Raw genomic sequence first — 22257 nt, forward strand, 5'->3', positions numbered from 1 at the left:
GTGTTGTCCTTGTGACGCGGGGTTGCGGTGCAGCTAAAGTGCTGGGCATTGTGGCAGAAACCAAGTGGCAGCGTCCCCGGTGCGGACGCTATGGGCGCGATAGCCAAAGGCCCTTCTCTCTTCGAACTTGGATCCCCTGAATGAATACTCCAAAGACCGTTGCCGTGATCGGCGGCGGGCCCGCCGGCCTGATGGCGGCCGAGACCTTGAGCGCCGCCGGCGTGCAGGTCGACCTCTACGACGCCATGCCCTCGGTCGGGCGCAAGTTCCTGCTGGCCGGCCGCGGCGGCCTCAACCTCACGCATTCGGAGCCCTTCGAGGTCTTCGTGCAACGCTTCGGCGATCGGCGTGCGCAGATCGAGCCGATGCTGCGTGAGTTCGGGCCGGATGCGCTGCGGGCCTGGGCGCAGGGCCTGGGTGTCGAGACCTTCGTCGGTACCTCGGGCCGCGTGTTTCCGGTCGACATGAAAGCCGCGCCGCTGCTGCGCGCCTGGCTGCAACGCCTGCGGGGCGCGGGCGTGCGCTTCCACATGCGGCATCGCTGGCAGGGCTGGTCGTCCTCCGAGGGCATGCCGACGGCGCTCGACTTCGCCACGCCCGCGGGGAGCGTCACGGTGCACGCCGATGCCGTGGTGCTGGCGTTGGGCGGCGCGAGCTGGCCGCGCCTGGGCTCCGATGGCGCATGGGCGCCGTGGCTGCAGGCGCGTGGTGTCGACGTCGCGCCGCTGCAGCCGGCGAACTGCGGCTTCGACGTGGTCTGGAGCGAGCACTTCGCCTCACGTTTCGCCGGCCACCCGTTCAAGTCGGTGGCGATCCGCGTGGTCGATGCGTCGGGCCGCAGCTTCGAACGCAAGGGTGAGTTCGTGGCAACCGCCACGGGTATCGAGGGCAGCCTCGTCTATGCGGCGTCTGCGCTGCTGCGCGACGAGATCGCCCAAGCGGGCCACGCCACGCTGTCGGTCGATCTGCTGCCCGATCGTTCCTTCGAGCAGGTCCACGCCGCGGTGATGCATCCGCGCGGGTCGCGCTCGCTCAGCAGCCATCTGAAAAGTCGGCTCGGTCTCGAAGGCATCAAGGCGGGTGTGTTGCACGAAGCGCTCGGTCGTGACGGAATGCAAGCGAACGAGGCCTTGTCGCGCGCGATCAAGGCGCTGCCGCTACGGCTGGTCGCAGCGCGGCCCATCGACGAGGCGATCAGCACGGCGGGCGGCGTGCGCTTCGATGCGCTGGACACCGATGCCATGCTGGGCGCCTTGCCGCACGTGCATTGCGCGGGCGAGATGCTCGACTGGGAGGCGCCGACCGGCGGCTACCTCCTGACGGCGTCGATGGCGAGCGGCCTGAACGCGGCACGGGGCGTGCTGCACCATTTGGACGCGACGGTACCAACGCCGTAGTACTTGTGGTTGACATGCATTTGTTCGGCGACCCGCACACAATCCCCGCACGAGAGGGTTCGTTGCCGCATGCATCCGCAAGTCGATATCAGAAAGATCCGAGACAGGTATTTCAATTACAGCGTCAGCACAGGCTCGGCTGACGAGCGTCATGTTCGCGAAGGACTGCGGTCCGTCGCCGAATGCCTGCACGATGCCGCGACCGCACTCAGCCACCATTTCACTGTCGCGGTGCTGAGCTATGAAGGCAGGCGCCTGGGCAAGTACCGCATTGCCAGCATGGAGCACGACACCTTGGCCTTGGCCGACGCACTTCACGTCAAGCTGAACGCCGACCACGACGCGGCTTGACGGCGCCATCGGCGCGGTCGACCCAGACGATGCGTCTGCTGGAGCGCGTCACGTTCGGCTGTTCGTCGGCAGTGCCTGGGCAGCGGCCGGATCGGATGGAACGAGACGTCAAGAAGGAGGTTGACGAGCCTTACCCCCGGCACTGGCTACGCAGTTAGGGCTGCTTGGTTCCCCACCTGACCCGGTTGGCCGCTTCACCATGCGGGGAGGCCCGTCAGCCTTCATTCTAGCGTGCGAAGGAGTGCCCACGCCGCGCACGGGAATGCGCCGCGACGGCTTTTAGAATGGGGCGATGTCCTATCTCGTGCTCGCCCGCAAATACCGGCCCCGCAATTTCGAAGAAATGGTCGGCCAGGAGCATGTGGTGCAGGCGCTCTCGAATGCCCTGACCACGCAGCGGCTGCACCATGCCTACCTGTTCACCGGGACGCGCGGTGTGGGCAAGACCACCGTCTCGCGTGTGCTGGCCAAGTCGCTCAACTGCCAGGGGCCTGACGGCCAGGGCGGCATCACCGCCACGCCGTGTGGCGTCTGCCAGGCCTGCCTCGACATCGACGCCGGTCGCTTCGTCGACTACACCGAGCTCGATGCCGCGTCGAACCGCGGCGTGGACGAGGTCCAGTCGCTGCTCGAGCAGGCGGTTTACAAGCCGGTGCAGGGGCGCTTCAAGGTCTTCATGATCGACGAAGTGCACATGCTCACCAACACCGCGTTCAACGCGATGCTCAAGACGCTGGAGGAGCCGCCCGAGTACCTCAAGTTCGTGCTGGCGACCACCGATCCGCAGAAGGTCCCGGTCACGGTGCTGTCGCGCTGCCTCCAGTTCAACCTGCGGCCCATGGCGCCGGAGACGGTGCTCGAACATCTCACGCAGGTGCTCGCAGCCGAGCAGGTGCCGGCCGAGCCGCAGGCCCTGCGTCTGCTGGCGCGCGCCGCACGCGGTTCGATGCGCGATGCGCTGTCGCTGACCGACCAGGCCATCGCCTTCGGCAACGGCGAACTGCTCGAAGGCGGCGTGCGCCAGATGCTCGGCAGTGCCGATCGCAGCCATGTGTTCCGGCTGATCGACGCTCTGGCGCAGGGCGATGGCAAGACCGTCGTCGAAACCTCCGAGGTGCTGCGCCGCGACGGGTTGTCGGCGGCATCGACGCTCGAAGAAATGACGACGGTGCTGCAGGCCATGGCGGTGCTGCAGGCGGTGCCTTCGCGCGCGGCGGCCGCGAGCGACACGGACCCCGACGCGGCCGAGACGGCCCGACTCGCGGGCCTGATGCCGCCGGACGAAACACAGTTGCTCTACAGCCTCTGCCTGCATGGCCGCGGCGAGCTCGGGCTGGCGCCCGACGAGTACGCCGCGCTGACGATGGTGCTGTTGCGGCTGCTGGCCTTCAAACCTGCCGACGCGGCCACCGCGGAAAAAAAAACTCTGAATGATGGCCAGGCGGTGCCGCGCACGGTCGCCGCGCCACCGTCGGCCACACCGGTGGAGGCGCCAGCGGCACCGGTGGTCGCCGCTGTGCGCGCGGCTTCACCGCTGCCGCCAACCGCGACGGCGCCTGCCGTGCAGCGTGAAGCAGCACCGGTTGCCGCCGTGCCCGCCGGCCAGCGCCTGCCGGTGCGCGAAGCCCCGCCTTTCGCCGCCGGCCCTGCGCCGGTGCAAGAACCACCGGCGCGCGTGCTCGCGATGCCGGTTCGTGTGCAGCCGGCGCCGGGTGCGCGTGAGCAGATGCGAGAGAGCGAGTCGCCTGTCGCGGCGATCGAGCGGAGCGAGGAGGGCGATTTCTGGTACGCCACGGTGACGCAGATGGTCGTGGCCGAAGCCATCGGCGCCCTCACGCGCGAGCTGGCGCTGCAGTCGCAGCTCGTGGCACGCGACGTCGACCAGTGGCTGCTGCGCGTCGAGCGCGAGTCGCTCAACCAGGTCTCGACCCGGGAGAAGCTGCAGGCGGCGCTCGCAGGGTTGGGCCATGCGGTGAGAATCGCGATCGAGATCGGCGGCGTGACGGACAGCCCCGCACGCCGCAACAAGCTGGCCGCCGAAGCGCGCCAGCGGACGGCGGAGGACACGATCCGCAATGACCCCGAGGTGCAGTCGCTGATGCAGCAGTGGGACGCGAAGATCGTCCCCGGCACCCTGCGACCCGCCTAACATCACCCCTTTCATATCAACGAACTTTCAGGATCAACGCGATGTTCAACAAAGGACAACTGGCTGGCCTCATGAAGCAGGCGCAGGCCATGCAGGACAACCTCAAGAAGGCGCAGGAAGAGCTGGCCCACATCGAGGTCGAGGGCGAGTCGGGTGCCGGCCTCGTGAAGGTCGTCATGACCTGCAAGCACGACGTCAAGCGCATCACCATCGACCCGAGCCTGCTGGCCGACGACAAGGACATGCTCGAAGACCTGGTGGCCGCCGCCTTCAACGCCGCGGTGCGCAAGGCCGAGGAGACCAGCGAGGCCAAGATGGGCAAGCTCACCGCCGGCATGCCGGGCATGCCCCCCGGCATGAAGCTGCCGTTCTGATGACGCGCCTGCGCTGCGTCCGCACGAGCCAGCGACGTGGCTGACACCAGCTCGCTCGACGCGCTGATCGATGCGCTGCGGCGCCTGCCGGGCGTGGGCGTCAAGTCGGCGTCTCGCATGGCTTTCCACCTGCTGCAGCACGATCGCCAGGGCACCCAGCTGCTGTCGCGCGCGCTGCAGGAAGCGGCCGCGAACGTGCGGCACTGCGAACGCTGCAACACCTTCACGGAAGCGACGATCTGCCAGGTCTGCATGGACCCGCGGCGCGACGGAAGCAAGCTGTGCGTGGTCGAGACGCCGGCGGACCAGGCCGCGCTCGAGCGCACCAATGCCTTCCGCGGCTATTACTTCGTGCTGATGGGGCGGCTGAGTCCGCTCGACGGCATCGGGCCGAAGGACATCGGCCTGCAGAAACTGTTTGACCGCGCGCTCGACGGCACCGTGAGCGAGGTGATCCTCGCGACCAACTTCACGGCCGAGGGCGAGGCGACGGCGCACGTCATCGGCGAAGCGCTGCGCCAGCGCGGGCTCACGGTCACGCGCCTCGCGCGTGGCGTGCCGGCCGGCAGCGAGCTCGAATACGTCGACCTCGGCACCATCGCGCATGCGCTGGTCGACCGACGCTAGCCTTGCACGTCGAATCGACGAGATCGCACGCATGAACTTCCATCTCACGGTCGCCTACTGGTGCGTGCTCGTCGCCGCCGCGCTGCCCTACGTCTGCGCGTACATCGCGAAGGTCGGCGCCTTCGGTCCGCGCGACAACGTGACGCCGCGCGACTGGGCGACAAGGCAGAGCGGCTGGCGCGCGCGTGCCAACGCCGCGCAGGCCAACAGCTTCGAAGGCCTTCCATTCTTCATCGGCGCCGTGGTCATCGCGCATCAGCTCGGGGCGCAACAGGGGCGCATCGACGGGCTGGCCATGGCTTACGTGGTGCTGCGGCTGGTGTTCATCGCGCTCTACCTGCGTGGCGCGAACGCCGCGCGCAGCGCGGTCTGGGCGCTGGCTTTCGTGGTCAACATCGCCATCGTTTTCGCGGGACGGTAGTCCTCTTTCCGCTTACGTGGAAACCCCCACGGGATGTTCCCGATGCAGGTGAACAGAGCGCGCGCCTAAGCTCGATTCGATCGTCAAGCACCGAAGAATCAGGTCCACCGCATGCTTCATCGCCGCACCTTCACGTCCGCCGCAGCACTGGCCGCCGCATCGATCGCGATCCCCCGCGTCTTTGCGCAGGCCAGGCTCGAGCGCACGAAGCTCACCATCGCCGTCGGCGGCAAGGCGGCTTTCTACTACCTCCCGCTCACCATCACCGAGCAGCTGGGCTATTTCAAGGCCGAAGGGCTGGATGTCGAGATCGCCGACTTCGCGGGTGGCGCACGTGCCTTGCAAGCGGTGGTCGGCGGGTCGGCCGACGTGTGCTCCGGCGCCTACGAACACACCATCAACCTGCAGGCCAAGAACCAGGTGTTCCAGGCCTTCGTGCTGCAGGGGCGCGCGCCGCAGATCGCGGTGGGCGTGTCGACCAAGAACATGCCCGGCTATGTGAGCGTGGCCGACCTCCGGGGCAAGAAGATCGGTGTGTCGGCTCCGGGCTCGTCGACCAACATGGTGGCGAACCTGGTGCTGTCGCGGGGCGGCCTGAAGGCGAGCGACGTGAGCTACATCGGTGTCGGCGTGGCCGCGGGCGCGCTCACGGCGCTGCGTTCGGGCCAGATCGACGCCATCAGCAACACCGACCCGGTGATGACCATGCTCGAGCAGAAGGGCGACGTGAAGATCATCAGCGACACGCGCACGCTCAAGGGCACGCAGGACGTCTTCGGCGGGCCGATGCCCGCGGCTTGCCTCTATGCCCCGGCGGACTTCATTCAGAAGAACCCCAACACCTGCCAGGCGCTCGCGAATGCCATCGTGCATGGCCTCAAGTGGCTGCAGACGGCGGGGCCGAGCGACATCATCAAGACCGTGCCCGAAACCTACCTGCTGGGTGACCGCGCGCTGTACCTTGCGTCCTTCGACAAGGTGCGCGAGTCGATCGCGGTCGATGGCCTGGTGCCGGCCGACGGCCCGAAGACGGCGCTGGCCGCCATCGCGAGCTTCGATACCTCGGTCAAGGCCGACAAGATCGACCTCGCCAAGACCTACACCAACGACTTCGCCCGACGCGCGAAAGAACGGTTCAAGGCTTGAGAGACGCTCAGCCTCTGAGTCGAGCCATGGCCGACACCGACGCGCTTTCCGACCACGCGCTCGAACTGCTCGACATCAACTGCACCTTCCACGCCAAGGAGAACCCGGGCCAGCGCTACACCGCGGTGGCCGACACCACGCTGCGCATCCGTGCCGGCGAGTTCGTCTCGGTGGTCGGCCCGACCGGCTGCGGCAAGTCGACCCTGTTGAACGTGGCCGCGGGCCTGCTCGCGCCGTCGTCCGGTGCGGTGAAGGTCTTTGGCCAGCCGCTCGCGGGCATCAACACGCGTGCGGGCTACATGTTCCAGAGCGATGCGCTGATGCCGTGGCGCAGTGCGCGCGACAACGTGAGGGTGGGGCTGCAGTACCGCGGCGTGCCCGATGGCGACGCGGTCGCGCAGGCCGAAGCCTGGCTCGCGCGCGTGGGCTTGGCCGGCTTCGGCGACCGCTATCCGCACCAGCTGTCGGGCGGCATGCGCAAGCGCGCGGCGCTGGCACAGACGCTGGTGCTCGACCCGGACATCATCCTCATGGACGAGCCCTTCAGCGCACTCGACGTGCAGACCCGGCAGCTGATGGAGAACGAAGTGCTCGCGCTCTGGGCATCGAAGAAGAAGGCGGTGTTGTTCATCACGCACGATCTCGACGAGGCGATCGCCATGAGCGACCGCGTGGTCGTGCTGTCGGCCGGTCCCGCGACACGGCCGATCGGTGAATTCGTCATCGACCTGCCTCGGCCGCGCGACGTGGCCGAGGTGCGCACGCATCCGCGCTTCGTCGAACTGCACACGCAGATCTGGAACGTGCTGCGTGACGAGGTCCTCAAGGGCTACGCGCAGCAGTTGAAGAAGGCGGCCTGAGCATGGCGACTGTGCGACCCAACGCGCGCAATGCGCGCTTCTGGCAGTTCGGCCTGCTCGTGCTGTTGCTGGTGACGTGGCACCTCGCCTCGCGCAACAACCAGTTCGCTTTCTTCCTCGGTGAGCCGATCCAGGTGGCGGGGCGCATCTGGAACTGGTTCCTGCCCATTGCCGTGCCGCCGAACGCGTTGTTCCCGGAGGGGCTCGCGGGCAACGCCGACATCTACCGGCACCTGGGCACGACGCTGCTCGAGACGGTGCTGGCCTTCGGCATCGGCACGGTGCTGGGCCTGGCCTGCGGCCTGTGGCTGGCGCTCGCGCCCACGGCCAGCCTGATTCTCGATCCCTACATCAAGGCGGCCAACTCGATGCCGCGGGTGATCCTCGCACCGATCTTCGCGCTGTGGTTCGGGCTGGGCATCTGGAGCAAGGTGGCGCTGGCGGTCACGCTGGTGTTCTTCATCGTCTTCTTCAACGTCTACCAGGGCGTGCGCGAGGTGAGCCCGGTGGTGCTGGCCAATGCGAGGATGCTGGGTGCCAACCAGCGCCAGCTGATGCGCACCGTGTACCTGCCGAGCGCGACGAGCTGGGTGTTCTCCAGCCTGCACACCGCCGTGGGCCTGGCTTTCGTCGGCGCGGTGGTGGGCGAGTACCTGGGCTCCGCCCGCGGCGTGGGCTACCTGATCCTGCAGGCGGAGGGCACCTTCGACGTGAACACCGTGTTCGCGGGCATCGTGGTGCTCACCGCCTTCGCATTGGTGCTCGACGCGATCGTCGGCGTGGTGGAGCGGCGCCTCATGACGTGGCAGCCGCGCAGCGGCGAGACGGAGAAGCTCTGAGGGCGTCGCGCGTCAGCGCTTGCTCTTGGACGGCGTGCCGCCCCGCTTCTCGCGCACGATGGGCTGCTTGGCCGCTGCCGGCGTCTTGCTCACCAGGCCCTTGCGCGCCGGCGCCTTGGCACCCACACCCCGCGGGGTACCGGTGCCGACGCGGGCGCTCATGGCGGCGCGGACCGGCAGGTAGACGATGACGCTGAAGCCGCGTGCGAACACGTGGTTGGTCTTGACGTCGTTCCAGTCCGCCACATTGGCAGCACTCAGCTTGTAGCGGTTTGCAATGGAGGCGACGCTGTCTCGGCGGCCAGCCTTGACCACCGTGCGGCGGGTCACGATCTCCGGCTGGAAGCTCAGCTGCCCGGTGTCGGCCACCAGCGCGGTCACGTCCTGCTGCACGCGCACGCCACGGGGCACGATCAGCGTGGAACCGGCCTTGATCAGCATGCGGGGCGGCACCTGGTTGATGGCGCGCAGGTCGGCTTCGCTCATGCCCGAGCGCTGCGCCGCATCGGCGACCGTCATCGTGTTGGGCACCACCCAGGCGGTCCAGCTGGCGTACTGGCCCTGGGTGTAGGCGTCGAAGTTGCGCTGGAACACGGCGGCGTTGTCCCAGGGCAGCAGGATCTGCGGGGTGCCCGCGGCCAGCAGTACCGGCTTGTGGGCGGCGGGGTTGAGCGCGCGGAAGTCCTCGATGCGCACGTCGGCCAGCTTGGCGGCCAGGGCCACATCCAGGTCGCGCGTGAGCGTCACTGTCTGGAAGTAGGGGTGGTTCGAGATGATCGGCAGGTCGACGTTGTAGCGCTGCGGATCGGCCACGATGTTCTTCACCGCCTGCAGCTTCGGCACGTAGCTGCGGGTCTCGGCCGGCATGCTGATGTCGGTGTAACCGGCGGGCAGGCCGGCGCGCTGGTTCTTCGCGATCGCCTTGCCCACGTTGCCTTCGCCCCAGTTGTAGGCGGCCAACGCCAGGTGCCAGTCGCCGAACATGTTGTAGAGGCGCTGGAGGTAGTCGAGCGCCGCGCGCGTGGAGGCCAGCACGTCGCGCCGGTCGTCGCGGAAGATGTTCTGCTTCAGGTCGTAGTCGGTGCCCGTCGCGGGCATGAACTGCCACATGCCGGCAGCGCGTGCGCTGGACACGGCCTGCGGGTTGAAGGCGCTTTCGATATACGGCAGCAGCGCCAGCTCGGTTGGCATGTTGCGCCGCTCGAGTTCCTCGACGATGTGGAAGATGTAGCGGTTGGAACGCTCCGTCATGCGCTGCACGTAGTCGGGTCGCGTGGCGTACCACTGCTCCTGGTCGCGCACCAGGTCGGTGTCGAGGTCGGGCATCTTGAAGCCGCGGCGGATGCGGTCCCACATGTCGACGGGCGGGGCCAGCGTGACCACGCTGCGCGAGCCGAAGCTGCCGGACGTGATGGGGGTGAGGGCGCCGGCCGGGTACACCGGGGCGGCGTCGCCCCGCGGCGCGGCGGCGGTGCCACCGGGGCTTGCCGCGTCGGGCGAGGTGGGCGTGGTGCTTGCGCAGCCGGTGAGAAAGAGGGCGCCGGCCACGAGGGCCGCGGAGAGAAATTTCATCTGAAGTCGTTTTTCCATTGGCGCAATGCCGCGAACACCTCGACCTCGTCCGCGGCGGCGGACAACTGGGACTGCGCTCGCACAGCGCGGTGGACGGTGGCTTCGCGGCTGCGAAGAAAGGGATTGATCCGGCGCTCGATGTCCAGTTGCGAAGGCAAGGTGGGCGCGCCGCGTGCTCGCACGGCCTGGCAGTGCGCGAGGTACTGAGTCAGATCGGCGTTGTCGGGTTCCACGGCCTGCGCAAAACGCAGGTTCGAAAGTGTGTACTCGTGGCCGCAGCATACGCGCGTGTCGTCCGGCAGCGCCGCCAGCGCGTCGAGCGATGCGAGCATCTGCGCCGGCGTGCCCTCGAAGATCCGGCCGCAGCCGCCCGAGAAGAGGGTGTCGCCGCAGAACACCAGCGGCGTGTCGATGCCGGGGGCGCCGGCCGGCAGGAAGAAGGCGATGTGCCCGGCCGTGTGGCCCGGGATGTCGATCACCTCGAAGCGCAGGCCCAGCGCGTCGGCATGGTCGCCCTGGCGCAGCGGCGTGCAGGGCTGGGGAACCGTCTCGCCGGCCGGCCCGAAGACCCGCGCACCGGTGGCTTCGCGCAGCGCGGCGACCCCGCCCGTGTGATCGGCGTGATGGTGCGTGACTAGAATCGCGGCCAGCTGCAGATGGGCGCGCGCCAGCGCGTCGAACACCGGCTTGGCTTCCCCGGGATCCACCACGATGGCGTGGCTTCCGTCCTGCAGCATCCAGATGTAGTTGTCAGCGAAGGCGGGCAGCGGAACGAGGGTCATGAGCGGTCAAATTATAGGTTTGCAGGATTGGTTCGAGACCCCCCCCGGCCGGTACCTGCTCGCCTGGGAACAGGCCCAGTTCGACGAGGCGGTGGCCGACATCTTCGGCTACCACGCCCTCCAGCTGGGCCTGGGCTGTGTCGATGGCCTGCGGGCCAACCGCATGCCGCACCGCTGGCTCGCCACGACCGACCCGGTGGTGCCTGCGCCGCGCGCCGCCTTCCTCACCGACTTCGCGGCCCTGCCGTTCAGCGCCAACAGCCTCGACCTGGTGGTGCTGCCGCACACGCTCGAACTGAGCCCCGACCCGCATGCGACCCTGCGCGAGGTCGAACGCGTGCTGGTGCCCGAAGGCCGCGTCGTCATCTGCGGCCTGAACCCGGCCAGCCTCTGGGGCATGCGGCAGCGCCGCGCGAGGCTCTACCAGCGCCTGGGTTTCGGCGAGCTGTTCCTGCCCGAGGCCGGCGACTTCATCGGCTACTGGCGCTTGCGCGACTGGCTGCGGCTCCTGAGCTTCGAGGTCGAGTCGGGCCGCTTCGGCGCCTACCGTCCTGCCGTGCGCAGCGACGCCTGGCTCGAGCGCTGCCGCTGGTTCGACCGGGCCGGCGAACGCTGGTGGCCGATCTTCGGCGCCGTCTATTTCCTGGTCGCGGTCAAGCGCGTGCGCGGCATGCGCCTCTTGAGCGCCGACTGGCGCCGGGCCTCGCAGCGTGCCAGCGCGCCGGTGCCGATCGCCGGGCGCGTGCACCGCGGACCACCCACCTCATCCACATCATCCGAAGGACATGGTTTTTGACTGAAGTACAGATCTACACCGATGGGGCCTGCAAGGGCAACCCCGGGCCGGGCGGCTGGGGCGCCTGGCTCAAGTCGGGCACGACCGAGAAGGAGCTTTTCGGCGGCGAGCTCAACACCACCAACAACCGCATGGAGCTGCAGGCGGTGATCGAAGGCCTGGCCGCACTCACCCGGCCGTGCAAGGTGGTGCTCTACCTGGACAGCCAGTACGTGCGCCAGGGCATCACCGAATGGATCAAGGGCTGGAAGGCCAAGGGCTGGATGACCGCGAGCAAGCAGCCGGTGAAGAACGTCGAGCTGTGGAAGCGGCTCGACAAGCTGGTGCAGGAGGGGGGGCACACCATCGAGTGGCGCTGGGTCAAGGGCCACTCGGGCGACCCGGGCAACGAGCGGGCCGACCTGCTGGCCAACAAGGGTGTGCTGAAGGCGCAGGGGCGGCTCTAGCCGGCAGGCGGCAAGGGCGCCGGCGCGGGCCAGGTCTCGCCCATGCGGGCGCGGAACAACAACGCATCCGTGGCGCGCAGCCGCCGGCTCAGTTCGCGGCTGATGTTCATCTGGATCAGCGCGAACTGCGCGGCGTCGTGTTCGAACAGCCGATACAGGTTGTCGGGTGTGAGTTCGATGGCGCGGCAGTCCGTGTCGGCGCGCACCGAGGCGCTGCGCGGAAACAGGTCGATCAGCGCCATCTCGCCGAAGCAGTCGCCCGCGGCGAGTTCGCGAAGCAGCAGGGCGTCGCCCTGCCAGTGCTTCGAGACGCTCACGCGGCCGGCTTCCAGCACATACATGCACGTCGCCGGGTCGCCTTCGCGAAAGAAGTAGGCGCCGGCCGGCACCTCGATCAGCGGTGCAGGGGCCAGCAGGAACTCGAGCGTGGCCGCCTCGATGGCGCCGAAGATCGGCATCTGCTGCATCCACTCGATCCGTGCGGCCAGCATGTGGAACCCATCGGTGGCTAGATCGTGCCGTCGAACATCATCACGTCGACGGATTCGCCAGGCTCGACGCTGCCTTGCGCGTGGTGCAGCACCACCAGGCCATTGGCCTCGACCATCGAACTCAGCACGCCCGAGCCCTGGTTGCCGGCGATGCGCACTTCGGGCAGCGCGCCCGGCACTGCACGCACCAGGCCGCGCTGGTACTCGGTGCGGCCGGGCTTCTTGCGGATGGCGGTGGCGCTGGTGGCGCGCAGCAGGGGCGGCGGCCGGCGCGCCTCGGCGTGGCAGCCCATCAGTTGCAGCAGGGCAGGGCGCACGAAGGCCAGGAAGGTGACCATCACCGCGACCGGATTGCCCGGCAGGCCGAAGAGCACGGCATGGCCGCCCGTTGCATCGTCGCGCGGAATCAGCCCCACGGCCATCGGCCGGCCGGGCCGCATCGCGATGCGCCAGAAGGCCATGTCGCCCAGTCGCTGCATCACGGCACGGGTGTGGTCGGCCTGGCCGACGCTGACGCCGCCGCTGGTGATGATCGCGTCGGCCTCGCTGGCGGCACGGCGCAGCGTGGCCTCGAGCGTGGCCGGGTCGTCGCGCACCAGGCCCAGGTCGACGACCTCGCAGCCCAGGCGCGTGAGCAGGCCGAAGACGGTGTAGCGGTTGCTGTCGTACACCGCGCCTTCGCGCGGCGCGTCACCCAGGCTCAGGATCTCGTCGCCCGTGGAGAAGTAGGCCACGCGCAGGCGGCGCAGCACCGGCAGCGTGGCCAGGCCCAGGCTCGCGGCCAGGCCGAGGGAGGCCGGGCCGAGCCGGTCGCCTGCGCGCAGCGCGGCGCTGCCGGCCATCAGGTCTTCGCCGGCGAAGCGGCGGTTGTCGCCGCGGCGCAGTGCGCTGGCGGGGAAGTGCAGCGTGTCACCATCGACCGTGCAGAACTCCTGCGGCACGACCGTGTCGAGGCCGGCCGGCATGACGGCGCCGGTCATGATGCGCAGCGCCTCGCCCGGCCCGACCTCGCCGCGCCATGCGGCGCCGGCCAGCGCGGTGCCGACGATGCGCAGTGGCAGCTCGCCGGTCGCGCCGTCGAGGGCCGCGCCGTCGAAGGCGAAACCGTCCATTGCGGAGTTGTCGTGCGGCGGCACGCTGAACGGCGACACCACGTCGTCGGCCAGCACGCGGCCGAGCGCATCGCGCAGCGGCACGTCCTCGCGCTGTCGCAGCAGCGCGGGCACGCCTGGGGCGACCAACTGCTCGACGAATTGCTGCACGCCTTCGACGCTCAGTGCCTTGGCGTCGTAGCCGGCCAATGCGGCGGCGATCTCTGCGATGCGGCTCATGGGGTGGGCCGGGCCTCGAGCGCCTGCAGCTCGGCCAGGGTGTTGGCATTGGCGAAGGCGTCGGCGGCATCGCCAGGCCCGTCGAATGGCACCTGCACCGTGCGGTGCTGCCCGGTCCAGGCGTCGATCTTGCGGCCGCCCTGGCCGACGAAGCGGGTGAGGCTTTCGAGCAGCGCGGTGCGCATCAGGCAGAAGACCGGCTGCGGCCGCAGCGGGGTGTCGCCTGCTTCGTCGGCCTCGGGGGCGCTCACCATGGCGATCTCCGCGTCGTGTTCGGCCATGGCCTGGCTCAGCCGTTCGGCCAGGTCGAGCGGAAACAGCGGCGTGTCGCACGGCACGGTCAGGAGATAGGGCGTTTCGCAGCGCTCCAGGCCGGTGAGGAAGCCGGCGAGCGGGCCGGCGTAGCTGCTGTCGGCGTCGGGCCACACGGGCGTGCCGAAGGACTCGTAGGCGGCGAGGTTGCGGTTGGCATTGACCATCACCTCGCCGACCTGCATGCCCAGGCGCAGCACCGCGTGCAGTGCGAGCGGCGAGCCGTTGAAATTCTGCAGGCCCTTGTCGATCCCGCCCATGCGCGAGCCGCGCCCGCCGGCGAGCACCAGGCCCGTGATGTCTTGCGTGGAAATCGTCATCCGCCGATGTAGCTCATTTCGACGCGGCGCGGTGCGGCGGCGTCGGTGGTGTCGGGGCCGCGCAGGGCGCGCAGTTCGGAGTAGCGGTCGGCCCGGCCCTGCCAGATGTGGCCGATCGCCGACAGGATGTCGTCGTCGCTGGCGCCGGCCTCGCCTTCGCCATTGCCGCGCAGCAGCGGCCGCAGGTCATGGCCGCCGTTCGCGAAGAGGCACAGGTACAGCTTGCCTTCGGTCGACAGCCGCGCGCGGCTGCAGTCGCTGCAGAAGGCCTGCGTCACGCTGCTGATCACGCCGATCTCGCCGCTGCCGTCTGCGTAGGCCCAGCGCTGGGCCGTCTCGCCGGGGGCCGAGGCTTCCAGTGGGCGGAGCGGGAATTCGGTCGCGATGCGCGCCACTACCTCGGCCGAGGGCATCACTTCGTCCATGCGCCAGCCGTTGGTGGCGCCGACGTCCATGTACTCGATGAAGCGCAGCACGACGCCGGTGCCCTTGAAGTGCCGTGCCATCGGCAGGATCTCGGCGTCGTTGGTGCCGCGCTTGACGACCATGTTGACCTTGATCGGCCCGAGCCCGGCGGCCCGCGCGGCCTCGATGCCGGCCAGCACGTCGGCCACCGGGAAATCGACGTCGTTCATGCGGCGGAACACGGTGTCGTCCAGGCCGTCGAGGCTCACGGTCACGCGCTGCAGCCCGGCGGCCTTGAGCGCCTCGGCCTTGCGCACCAGCAGCGAGCCGTTGGTGGTGAGCGTCAGGTCGAGCGGCAGTCCGTCAGGCGTGCGCAGCGCGGCGAGTTGTTCGACGAGCGACTCGATGTTCTTGCGCAGCAGCGGCTCGCCGCCGGTCAGCCGGATCTTGCGCACGCCGTGCGCCGCGAACAGGCGGGCGAGGCGGGTGATCTCCTCGAAGCTCAGCAGCGCGCCGTGCGGCAGGTACTTGTAGTCCTTGTCGAACACTTCCTTGGGCATGCAGTAGCTGCAGCGGAAGTTGCACCGGTCGGTGACGCTGATGCGCAGATCGGTCAGCGGACGGCCCAGGCGGTCGCGCAGCAGGCCGGTCGCCGGCACGGGCTGCAGCGGCGTGGGCGAGACGCGGCGTGCGCGTCCGATGTCGGCGAGGGGGACGAAGGTCTCGGTCATGTCGGGGGTGCGGCAATTTACCTGATTGCCCGCCGCACTTCGGGCGACGGGGTCAAGCCTGGCCGATGCCCGACCGCGTGCAACACCGGGAATTCCTGGATTGGACGAGTCAAATAAGAATGACTATCATCTAACGCCCGAGTACGCAAAGCTCCATTCGACGCAAAGGGCCGAACAGGAGCTTGCATGAATCCGTCTTTCAGCGCCTCGGCAACCATCGACCAGCCGACCATCGGCGGTCTGCGCGCCTGGGAACGCGTGATGCGCCGCGGCGTGGACGCGGCCCGCGGCGGTCAGCTGCTGCTGGCCGAGGGCCTCTACCTGCAGGCGCTCGGCCTGGCGCAACCGCTGCTCGATGCCGGCTGCGCCGAGTGCGCCGACGACCGCATCGCGGCCTTCGTCGTCACCCATCTCAACCTGTCCGATCTGCACCGCGATGCCGAGCGCACCGAGGACGCGGTCGCGCACCTGTGCGTGGCGCACTGCCGGTTGATGGCGCTGCTGCGCGACCCGCAGGCCGAGCCCGCGTTGCAGCAGGCCGCCTGCCGCCACAGCCGCGAAACCCACGCCGCCCTGGTGGCGCACCTGGGCGAGCACGGCGGCCACCCGGCCATCCTGGCCGCGCTGCGCGCCGGCTGCATGCCCTTCCCGCCGCCCGGCGTCACGCTGCACTGAGCAACACCCCGATTTTTCAACGTCGAAGGACTTTTCTTCCATGCCCCATACCCTCCCGAAGCTGCCCTATGCCTACGACGCGCTCGAGCCGCACATCGACGCGCAGACGATGGAGATCCATTTCACCAAGCACCACCAGGCCTACGTCAACAACCTCAATGCCGCGCTCGAAGGCACCGACTACGCCGAGCTGCCGGTGGAGCAGCTGATCGTGAATGTCGGCACGCTGCCCGAGCAGCTGCGCGCGCCGGTGCGCAACAACGGCGGCGGCCATGCCAACCACAGCCTGTTCTGGACCGTGATGTCGCCCACCGGCGGCGGGATGCCCGCAGGCGATCTGGCCAAGGCGATCGATGCCGACCTGGGCGGGTTCGACGCCTTCAAGGATGCCTTCACCAAGGCGGCACTGACGCGCTTCGGCAGCGGCTGGGCCTGGCTCGGCGTGGCGAAGGACGGCCGGCTCGCCGTCGAGAGCAGCGGCAACCAGGACAGCCCGCTCATGACCGGCATCGGCTCGGGCAACACGCCCATCCTGGGCCTGGACGTGTGGGAGCACGCCTACTACCTGAAGTACCAGAACCGTCGCCCCGAATACATCGCGGCGTTCTACAACGTGGTGGACTGGGTCGAAGTGGCCCGGCGCTACGCGGCAGCGCGTGCCTGAGGAGGGCGACACGATGGACGAAACACGAGCGATGCCGGTGCGGAACGGTCGGACCCTGCGCGAGTGGGTGGGGTGGGTGATCGTGTGCGCCGGCGTTCTCGTGGTCGTCAGCCAGTTCTGGCGTTTCGTGAGCGGCAATCCGGTGGTGCTCGCCGCCTTCGTCGGCGGCTCTATCGCGGCGCTGGCGACGGCGCTGGGCACGGTGCCGGTGCTGTTCTCGCAGAAGCTCTCGGACCGCGTGCAGGACACGCTCTTCGGTTTCGGCGCTGGCGTGATGCTCGCGGCCTGTGCCTTTTCGCTGGTCATCCCGGGCCTGGAGGCGGCGCGCACCCACCCGGTTTTCGGTGGCGGCCCGTGGGCCGCCGGTGGCGTGGTCGGCAGCGCGATCCTGTTGGGTGCGCTGGCGCTGCTGCTGATGGACCGCCTGTTGCCGCACGAGCATTTCATCAAGGGGCGCGAAGGGCATTCGGCGCAGAAGCTGCGCCGCACCTGGCTCTTCGTCATCGCGATCGCGTTGCACAACCTGCCCGAGGGCCTGGCCATCGGCGTCGGCTATGCCGGCAACGAAGGCCTGCGCGCCAACGCGCTCGCCACTGGCATCGCGATCCAGGACGTGCCGGAAGGCCTGGTGGTGGCCGTGGCGCTGCTGGGCGCCGGCTATCGGCGGCTCTTCGCCGTGGGCATCGGCATGGCCTCGGGGCTGGTCGAGCCGATCGGCGCCGTGCTCGGCGCGGCCATCGTGGGCTATTCGGCGGCGCTGCTGCCCTGGGGCCTGGGCTTCGCGGCCGGCGCGATGCTGTTCGTCATCAGCCACGAGATCATCCCGGAGTCGCACCGCAAGGGGCACGAGGCCTTCGCGACCGGTGGTCTGATGATCGGCTTCGTGCTGATGATGCTGTTGGACACGGCGCTGGCCTGACCGGCGCGCGCCGCGGCCCATCAGCCGTGCTTGACGGCCACGGTCTTCAGCGTCGTGAAGCCGTACAGCGCCTCGAAGCCCTTCTCGCGGCCGTAGCCCGAGGACTTCACGCCGCCGAAGGGCAGTTCGACGCCGCCGCCCGCGCCGTAGTTGTTGATGAAGACCTGGCCGGCGCGCACTCGCTTGGCCATGCGGAACTGGCGGGCGCCGTTCTCGGTCCAGACGCCGGCGACCAGCCCGAATTGGGTGGCATTGGCCATTGCCACGGCTTCGTCCTCTCCGCTGAAGGCCATGGCGGCCAGCACCGGGCCGAACACCTCTTCCTGCGCCAGCCGGTGGTCGACCGGCACGTCGCGCAGCAGCGTGGGGGCCTGGTAGAAGCCCGTGTCGGGCGCCTCGTCGACCACCGTGCCCTGGGCCACCATCGGAATGCCGGCGACCTGGGCGTCGGACAGGAAATCCCACACGCGCTGCTGCTGCGTCTGGCGGATCAGCGGGCCGACGTCGAGGTCCATCGCGGCGGGGCCGACCCGCAGGGCCTCGAAGGCGCGGCCGAGGCGTTCGAGCACCGGCTCGTAGATGGCGCGCTCGATCAGCACGCGCGAGCCGGCCGAGCAGGTCTGGCCGGCGTTCTGCACGATGGCGTTGATCAGCACCGGGATGGCGGCATCGATGTCGGCGTCGGCAAAGAGGATCTGCGGGCTCTTGCCGCCCAGCTCCAGCGTGACCGGGCAGTGCCGTTCGGCCGCCACCTGCTGGATCAGCGTGCCGATCTTCGGGCTGCCGGTGAAGCTGATGTGGTCGATGCCTTCGTGGCGTGCCAGCGCGTCGCCCACCTCGTGGCCGTAGCCGGTCACGATGTTGATGGCGCCGGCTGGGAAGCCGGCCTCGGCCGCCAGCTGCGCCACGCGAATGAGCGATAGGCAGGCGTCTTCGGCCGGTTTCACCACGCAGGCGTTGCCGGCGGCCAGGGCGCCGCCGACGCTGCGCCCGAAGATCTGCATCGGGTAGTTCCAGGGGATGACGTGGCCGGTGACGCCGTGCGGTTCGCGCCAGGTGAAGACGCTGTAGCCGTCCTGGTAGGGGATGGTTTCGCCATGCAGCTTGTCGCAGGCGCCGGCGTAGAACTCGAAGTAGCGCACCAGGGCGAAGGCGTCGGCGCGGGCCTGCTTGACCGGTTTGCCGCAGTCGCGCTGCTCGAGCAGGGCCAGTTCGTCGACATGCTCGGCGATCTTCCGCGAGAGGGCATGGAGCAGGCGGCCGCGCTCGGCGGCGCTCACCTTGTGCCAGACGCCGTCGAAACAGTCGCGCGCGGCGCGCACCGCGCTGTCTATGTCGGCCGCGTTGCTGCGCTGGATCTCGTCGAAAGGCTGGCCGTCCGACGGATCGATGACGGGCAGGGTGCGGCCCGACGCGGAAGCGACGTCGGCATTGGCGATGTAGTTCAATTGCATGGCGATGGACGGCGCAGGGCCGCTGGGGGATGTCTCTGAAGATGCCGGGCGCGGCGTGCGCGCGGCCGCCAATGGTAAGAGGGTCGGCGACCGGCTGCAGCGCCAGGCGTACCGCGTGCCGTGGCGGCTCTTGCAATCGGGGGCGGGCGCCCCACATGCGATGCATGAATGCAACACGTCACCCCGTCTCCAAGACCAGCCTCGACGTCACCGAACGGCTGGCCCAGCTTCTCGAACGGCTGGAGCACAGCCCCGTGCCGGTCGGTGCCGACCAGTACCGCTCGGTGGTGGTGCATCTGGTGAACGAGTTCGGCGATGTGGCGCCCGGTGCCGCACTGGCCCGCCTGCTGGACAGCTACCCGGCCGCGGCCGAGGTCTACGAGAACCTGCAATACCAGCATGCCGGCCTGTGCCGTTCCGGCCTGGATGCCGCCATGGCCGCCGAGCTGCGCGCCAAGGAAGCCATTGCCCGCGCCATGGGCGGCCCCGCACCCCGCACCCCGGATGCCACCGATGTCCAAGCCTGATACCAAGACCGCGGTCGTGGCCGACGGCCTGCGCTACAAGTCCAAGCCCTCGGGTTCGCCGTTCCGCGCATCCGCTTCCTTCAGCGGGGCCACCATGTCCTGCTTCATGTGCGGCAAGCACCGTCTTCGGTCGCAAATGCGCACCCGACAGGTGCTTGGCAAGTCCCAAAGCGTCTGCGCGCCCTCCTGCAAGGCGCTGGAGGAGCAGGTCGACGGCTAGGTCCAGAGCGCCGGGCCGTCCGAATTCGCCCGATGGTGCGGTGTGTAATTCAAACGTGTACTTGAATTTCCCGGCGTGCTGAGTTGAAATTCGGTCAAGAATCGAAAACGAAACGGGTGCAAAAATTGCATTTGTCATTCAATTCCTGACCGAAGGGCCTTTTGTGTTTGCGAACCGTGCATTTCTCTGACTTCCAGGCCCGGCAGCAAGGAGGATCACCATGAGCACAGTGCGCAACGTCGTCATGCAAGTCGTCAAACGCTCCGGCGGGGCGACGCACCATGTCGGTTTCACCATCGACGACCACTTCGTGGAGCGGCTGCGGCAGCTCCGGTCCCTGGTGCCCCAGCTCACCACGCTGAACAAGCAACGCGACCTCGTGATCGACAAGGTGCGCGTGCGCCTGCCCAATGCCGTCTGGCGCACGGGCGCGCAGCTCGAGGAGCAGATCGAGGGCTCCTGCATCGTGATCGCGAACGAAGGCTTCTTCAGCTGCGGCGGGCGTGACCGGCGCACCAAGGAAAAGCTGGTGACCTACGCCTTCCCGATCGCCCGCCTGAGCGAGCTGCACGCCGAGCGCCCTGCCGGCGAGACCTTCTACATCCGCGACGGCGTGTTCACCAACGACGAGCCGGTCGATTCGCCGGCCGGCCGCTGGGTCGCCTCGCTGCACGAACTGGAAGAGATGCGCGTGCCCGACGTGCCCTCCGATTTCGACACGCTGCAAAGCCTGCCGGCGCTGCGCGCCGAGCCGGGCGGGCATGTCACCACGGGCAGCTTCCGGCTCAATTGACGGTCGCGGATCCCGCTCCAGTAGACTGCGCGCCCTGAAGACCGGCGCGATCTCCGCGTCGGCGACGGAGACATCCCTGGACATGAACCGCAAAACCCTGCTCTCGCTGGTGGCCTGCTCGGCCCTTTCCATCCTCGCCCTCGGGCCGAACCAGGCCTTGGCCCAGCCGGCCGTCTACCCCAACAAGCCGATCCGCCTGATCGTGCCGTTCCCGCCGGGCGGCGGCACGGACATCCTCTCGCGCATCGTCGGCACCCGCCTGACCGAGGCGAACAAGTGGACCGTGGTGGTCGACAACAAGCCCGGCGCCGGCGGCACCATCGGCATCACCGAGGCGGTGCGCATGCCCGCCACCGGCTACGAGATGGTGATGGGCCAGAAGGACAACCTGGCCGTCGCGCCCTGGCTCTACAAGGGCCTGAGCTACGACCCGTCGAAGGACCTCACGGCCGTGGCGCTGGTGGCCGAGTCGCCGTTGGTGATCGTCACCGCCGCCAATTCGCCCTTCAGGAACATGGCCGACGTGATCGCTGCCGCCAAGGCCGCGCCGGACACCATCACCTATGGCAGCCCGGGCAACGGCACGACCATCCACCTGGCCGGCGAGATGTTCAAGATGGCGGCCGGCATCAAGATCACGCACGTGCCGTACAAGGGCTCGAACCCGGCGGTCATCGACACGATGAGCGGCCAGGTGGCAATGATGGTGTCGTCCATCCCGTCGGCCATCTCGCAGATCAAGGCCGGCAAGCTGCGCGCCCTGGCCGTGACCTCGGCCAAGCGCAGCAGCAGCCTGCCCGATGTGCCGACCATCGCCGAATCGACCACGCTGAAGGACTTCGACGTGAGCTCCTGGTATGGCGTCTTCATGCCGGCCAACGCGCCGAAGGACGTGGTCGCGACCATGAATGCCGCCATCAACAAGCAGCTGGCGCTGCCGGAAGTGAAGGAGGCGATCAATGCCCAGGGCGCCGAGCCACGGCCCATGACGCCGGCCGCCTTCGCCGCGCTGGTGAAGGCCGACCATGCCAAGTGGCAGGGCATCGTCGCCGCGTCCGGCGTGAAGGTGGAGTGACCGGGCAGCCCCGCGGGGCCTGCAACGCCCTCCCGCCTTACTTTCTGGCCGGTGGCAATTCCTTCACCGCGGCCAGCACCTTCTCGACGTGCTTGGCCGGGTTCAGGCTTTGGTAGTAGAAGGCAATCGCTCCTGTGGGAGAGATCACGTAGGAGATCCGGTTGGCATACTCCGGGCGGGTCTGCATCAGCGCGTCGAAGGACTTGCTGATGGCCCGTGTCTCGTCGGACGCCACCGGGAACTTGCCCTGGCAGGACTGGCTGGAGAACTTGGCGAGGGTCTCGGGGTCGTCCGTCGACACGCCGATCACCGTGGCACCGACCGCCTTGAAGTCCTCGATGGCCTCGGCGAAGGCATGCGCCTCGATGGAGCAGCCGGTCGAGAAGGCGGCGGGGAAGAAGTACAGCACCACCGGGCCCTTCTGCAAGGCGTCGCCCAGCGAATAGGTGAAGGCCTTGCCGTCGAGCGCCGCAGGGGCACTGAACTTCGGGGCCGGCTGGCCGATGTCGAGCGCCGCCGCAGCTGGCAAGGACACCCCCAAACAGAGCATCATCAGCGGTATGGAAAACCGTGTCGAAGC

26 protein-coding genes and 1 other RNA gene are annotated in these 22257 nt (G+C 68.7%); 18 read left to right on the forward strand and 9 right to left on the reverse strand.

What is annotated here, in order from left to right; genetic code table 11:
* Positions 1–140 precede the first annotated feature (140 nt).
* Together QTH86_RS00425 and QTH86_RS00430 are read left to right on the forward strand one after the other, a co-directional pair.
* Complete coding sequence (locus QTH86_RS00425; protein ID WP_286646628.1) at positions 141–1397, forward strand: TIGR03862 family flavoprotein; 1257 nt, start codon at positions 141–143, stop codon at positions 1395–1397.
* Positions 1398–1466: 69 nt separating this feature from the next.
* Complete coding sequence (locus tag QTH86_RS00430) at positions 1467–1748, forward strand: hypothetical protein (protein ID WP_286646627.1); 282 nt, start codon at positions 1467–1469, stop codon at positions 1746–1748.
* 119 nt (positions 1749–1867) lie between these two features.
* Here QTH86_RS00430 and ffs read toward each other — a convergent pair.
* Positions 1868–1964, reverse strand: an RNA gene (gene ffs, locus QTH86_RS00435) — signal recognition particle sRNA small type.
* 76 nt (positions 1965–2040) lie between these two features.
* Between ffs and dnaX the strand changes: the two genes are divergently transcribed.
* From dnaX to QTH86_RS00470, 7 genes are all read left to right on the forward strand, one after another.
* The gene (gene dnaX, locus QTH86_RS00440) at positions 2041–3897 is read left to right on the forward strand and encodes a DNA polymerase III subunit gamma/tau (protein ID WP_286646626.1); all 1857 of its coding nucleotides are present in this window, start codon (positions 2041–2043) and stop codon (positions 3895–3897) included.
* A gap of 41 nt (positions 3898–3938) precedes the next feature.
* Complete coding sequence (locus tag QTH86_RS00445; RefSeq protein ID WP_262076774.1) at positions 3939–4271, forward strand: YbaB/EbfC family nucleoid-associated protein; 333 nt, start codon at positions 3939–3941, stop codon at positions 4269–4271.
* Between the two features lie 36 nt (positions 4272–4307).
* Positions 4308–4898, forward strand: coding sequence for a recombination mediator RecR (recR, locus tag QTH86_RS00450; protein ID WP_286646625.1), 591 nt, complete (start codon positions 4308–4310; stop codon positions 4896–4898).
* A gap of 31 nt (positions 4899–4929) precedes the next feature.
* Positions 4930–5319, forward strand: a complete 390-nt coding sequence (locus tag QTH86_RS00455) for an MAPEG family protein (RefSeq protein WP_286646624.1) — start codon at positions 4930–4932, stop codon at positions 5317–5319.
* Positions 5320–5430: 111 nt separating this feature from the next.
* Positions 5431–6465 carry an ABC transporter substrate-binding protein gene (locus tag QTH86_RS00460; RefSeq protein WP_286646623.1) on the forward strand — a complete coding sequence of 345 codons (1035 nt, stop codon included), beginning with the start codon at positions 5431–5433 and terminating at the stop codon, positions 6463–6465.
* Positions 6466–6491: 26 nt separating this feature from the next.
* Entirely contained in the window at positions 6492–7325 is an 834-nt protein-coding gene (locus tag QTH86_RS00465; protein ID WP_286646622.1) for an ABC transporter ATP-binding protein, read from the forward strand.
* A gap of 2 nt (positions 7326–7327) precedes the next feature.
* Entirely contained in the window at positions 7328–8164 is an 837-nt protein-coding gene (locus tag QTH86_RS00470) for an ABC transporter permease (RefSeq protein WP_286646621.1), read from the forward strand.
* 12 nt (positions 8165–8176) lie between these two features.
* Here QTH86_RS00470 and QTH86_RS00475 read toward each other — a convergent pair whose 3' ends face one another.
* Positions 8177–9736: a transglycosylase SLT domain-containing protein gene (locus QTH86_RS00475; protein WP_286646620.1), complete on the reverse strand. Its 1560-nt coding sequence runs from the start codon at positions 9734–9736 to the stop codon at positions 8177–8179.
* A complete protein-coding gene (gene gloB, locus QTH86_RS00480; protein ID WP_286646619.1) occupies positions 9733–10518 on the reverse strand; it encodes a hydroxyacylglutathione hydrolase in 786 nt (261 codons plus the stop codon). Before gloB ends, QTH86_RS00475 begins: the two co-directional genes overlap by 4 nt.
* Here gloB and QTH86_RS00485 point away from each other — a divergent pair.
* Both QTH86_RS00485 and rnhA read left to right on the forward strand, forming a co-directional pair.
* A complete protein-coding gene (locus QTH86_RS00485; protein ID WP_286646618.1) occupies positions 10517–11314 on the forward strand; it encodes a class I SAM-dependent methyltransferase in 798 nt (265 codons plus the stop codon). The genes gloB and QTH86_RS00485 overlap by 2 nt on opposite strands.
* On the forward strand, positions 11311–11760 hold the full coding sequence (rnhA, locus tag QTH86_RS00490) for a ribonuclease HI (RefSeq protein ID WP_286646617.1): 450 nt from the start codon (positions 11311–11313) through the stop codon (positions 11758–11760). The genes QTH86_RS00485 and rnhA overlap by 4 nt, the downstream gene beginning before the upstream one ends.
* On the opposite strand, the gene QTH86_RS00495 is transcribed toward rnhA, so the two are convergent.
* Genes QTH86_RS00495 through moaA form a run of 4 tightly spaced genes read right to left on the reverse strand, consistent with a single transcriptional unit; the run spans position 11757 to position 15350 of the window.
* Positions 11757–12251, reverse strand: coding sequence for a Crp/Fnr family transcriptional regulator (locus tag QTH86_RS00495; protein ID WP_286646616.1), 495 nt, complete (start codon positions 12249–12251; stop codon positions 11757–11759). The two genes, rnhA and QTH86_RS00495, sit on opposite strands and share 4 nt — an antisense overlap.
* Before the next feature lie 17 nt (positions 12252–12268).
* Positions 12269–13582 (reverse strand): molybdopterin molybdotransferase MoeA, encoded by a 1314-nt coding sequence (moeA, locus tag QTH86_RS00500; RefSeq protein WP_286646615.1) that lies wholly within the window; start codon positions 13580–13582, stop codon positions 12269–12271.
* Entirely contained in the window at positions 13579–14214 is a 636-nt protein-coding gene (gene mobA, locus QTH86_RS00505; RefSeq protein WP_286646614.1) for a molybdenum cofactor guanylyltransferase MobA, read from the reverse strand. The genes moeA and mobA overlap by 4 nt, the downstream gene beginning before the upstream one ends.
* Entirely contained in the window at positions 14211–15350 is a 1140-nt protein-coding gene (gene moaA, locus QTH86_RS00510) for a GTP 3',8-cyclase MoaA (RefSeq protein WP_286646613.1), read from the reverse strand. The genes mobA and moaA overlap by 4 nt, the downstream gene beginning before the upstream one ends.
* Before the next feature lie 186 nt (positions 15351–15536).
* Between moaA and QTH86_RS00515 the strand changes: the two genes are divergently transcribed.
* From QTH86_RS00515 to QTH86_RS00525, 3 genes are read left to right on the forward strand one after another with little or no spacing between them, the layout of a single operon-like run.
* Positions 15537–16025: a DUF2753 family protein gene (locus tag QTH86_RS00515; protein WP_286646612.1), complete on the forward strand. Its 489-nt coding sequence runs from the start codon at positions 15537–15539 to the stop codon at positions 16023–16025.
* A 40-nt stretch (positions 16026–16065) separates the two neighbouring features.
* On the forward strand, positions 16066–16689 hold the full coding sequence (locus QTH86_RS00520) for a superoxide dismutase (RefSeq protein WP_286646611.1): 624 nt from the start codon (positions 16066–16068) through the stop codon (positions 16687–16689).
* Between the two features lie 31 nt (positions 16690–16720).
* Positions 16721–17608, forward strand: coding sequence for a ZIP family metal transporter (locus QTH86_RS00525; protein WP_444813776.1), 888 nt, complete (start codon positions 16721–16723; stop codon positions 17606–17608).
* A gap of 20 nt (positions 17609–17628) precedes the next feature.
* Here QTH86_RS00525 and QTH86_RS00530 read toward each other — a convergent pair whose 3' ends face one another.
* Positions 17629–19062: an aldehyde dehydrogenase family protein gene (locus QTH86_RS00530; RefSeq protein ID WP_286646609.1), complete on the reverse strand. Its 1434-nt coding sequence runs from the start codon at positions 19060–19062 to the stop codon at positions 17629–17631.
* Positions 19063–19226: 164 nt separating this feature from the next.
* On the opposite strand from QTH86_RS00530, the gene QTH86_RS00535 reads away from it, so the two are divergent.
* The 4 genes from QTH86_RS00535 (at position 19227) to QTH86_RS00550 (ending at position 21677) form a co-directional block, all read left to right on the forward strand.
* Positions 19227–19589 (forward strand): hypothetical protein, encoded by a 363-nt coding sequence (locus QTH86_RS00535; RefSeq protein WP_286646608.1) that lies wholly within the window; start codon positions 19227–19229, stop codon positions 19587–19589.
* Positions 19576–19809: a hypothetical protein gene (locus QTH86_RS00540; protein WP_286646607.1), complete on the forward strand. Its 234-nt coding sequence runs from the start codon at positions 19576–19578 to the stop codon at positions 19807–19809. Before QTH86_RS00535 ends, QTH86_RS00540 begins: the two co-directional genes overlap by 14 nt.
* 220 nt (positions 19810–20029) lie before the next feature.
* Entirely contained in the window at positions 20030–20602 is a 573-nt protein-coding gene (locus QTH86_RS00545; protein ID WP_286646606.1) for a hypothetical protein, read from the forward strand.
* Positions 20603–20684: 82 nt separating this feature from the next.
* Complete coding sequence (locus QTH86_RS00550) at positions 20685–21677, forward strand: Bug family tripartite tricarboxylate transporter substrate binding protein (protein ID WP_286646605.1); 993 nt, start codon at positions 20685–20687, stop codon at positions 21675–21677.
* A 37-nt stretch (positions 21678–21714) separates the two neighbouring features.
* Here the strand turns inward: QTH86_RS00550 and QTH86_RS00555 are convergent, their stop codons facing one another.
* Positions 21715–22230 (reverse strand): peroxiredoxin, encoded by a 516-nt coding sequence (locus tag QTH86_RS00555; protein ID WP_286646604.1) that lies wholly within the window; start codon positions 22228–22230, stop codon positions 21715–21717.
* Positions 22231–22257: the final 27 nt, after the last annotated feature.

Source organism: Variovorax sp. J2L1-78 (assembly GCF_030317205.1).
GTDB classification, from domain to species: domain Bacteria; phylum Pseudomonadota; class Gammaproteobacteria; order Burkholderiales; family Burkholderiaceae_C; genus Variovorax; species Variovorax arabinosiphilus.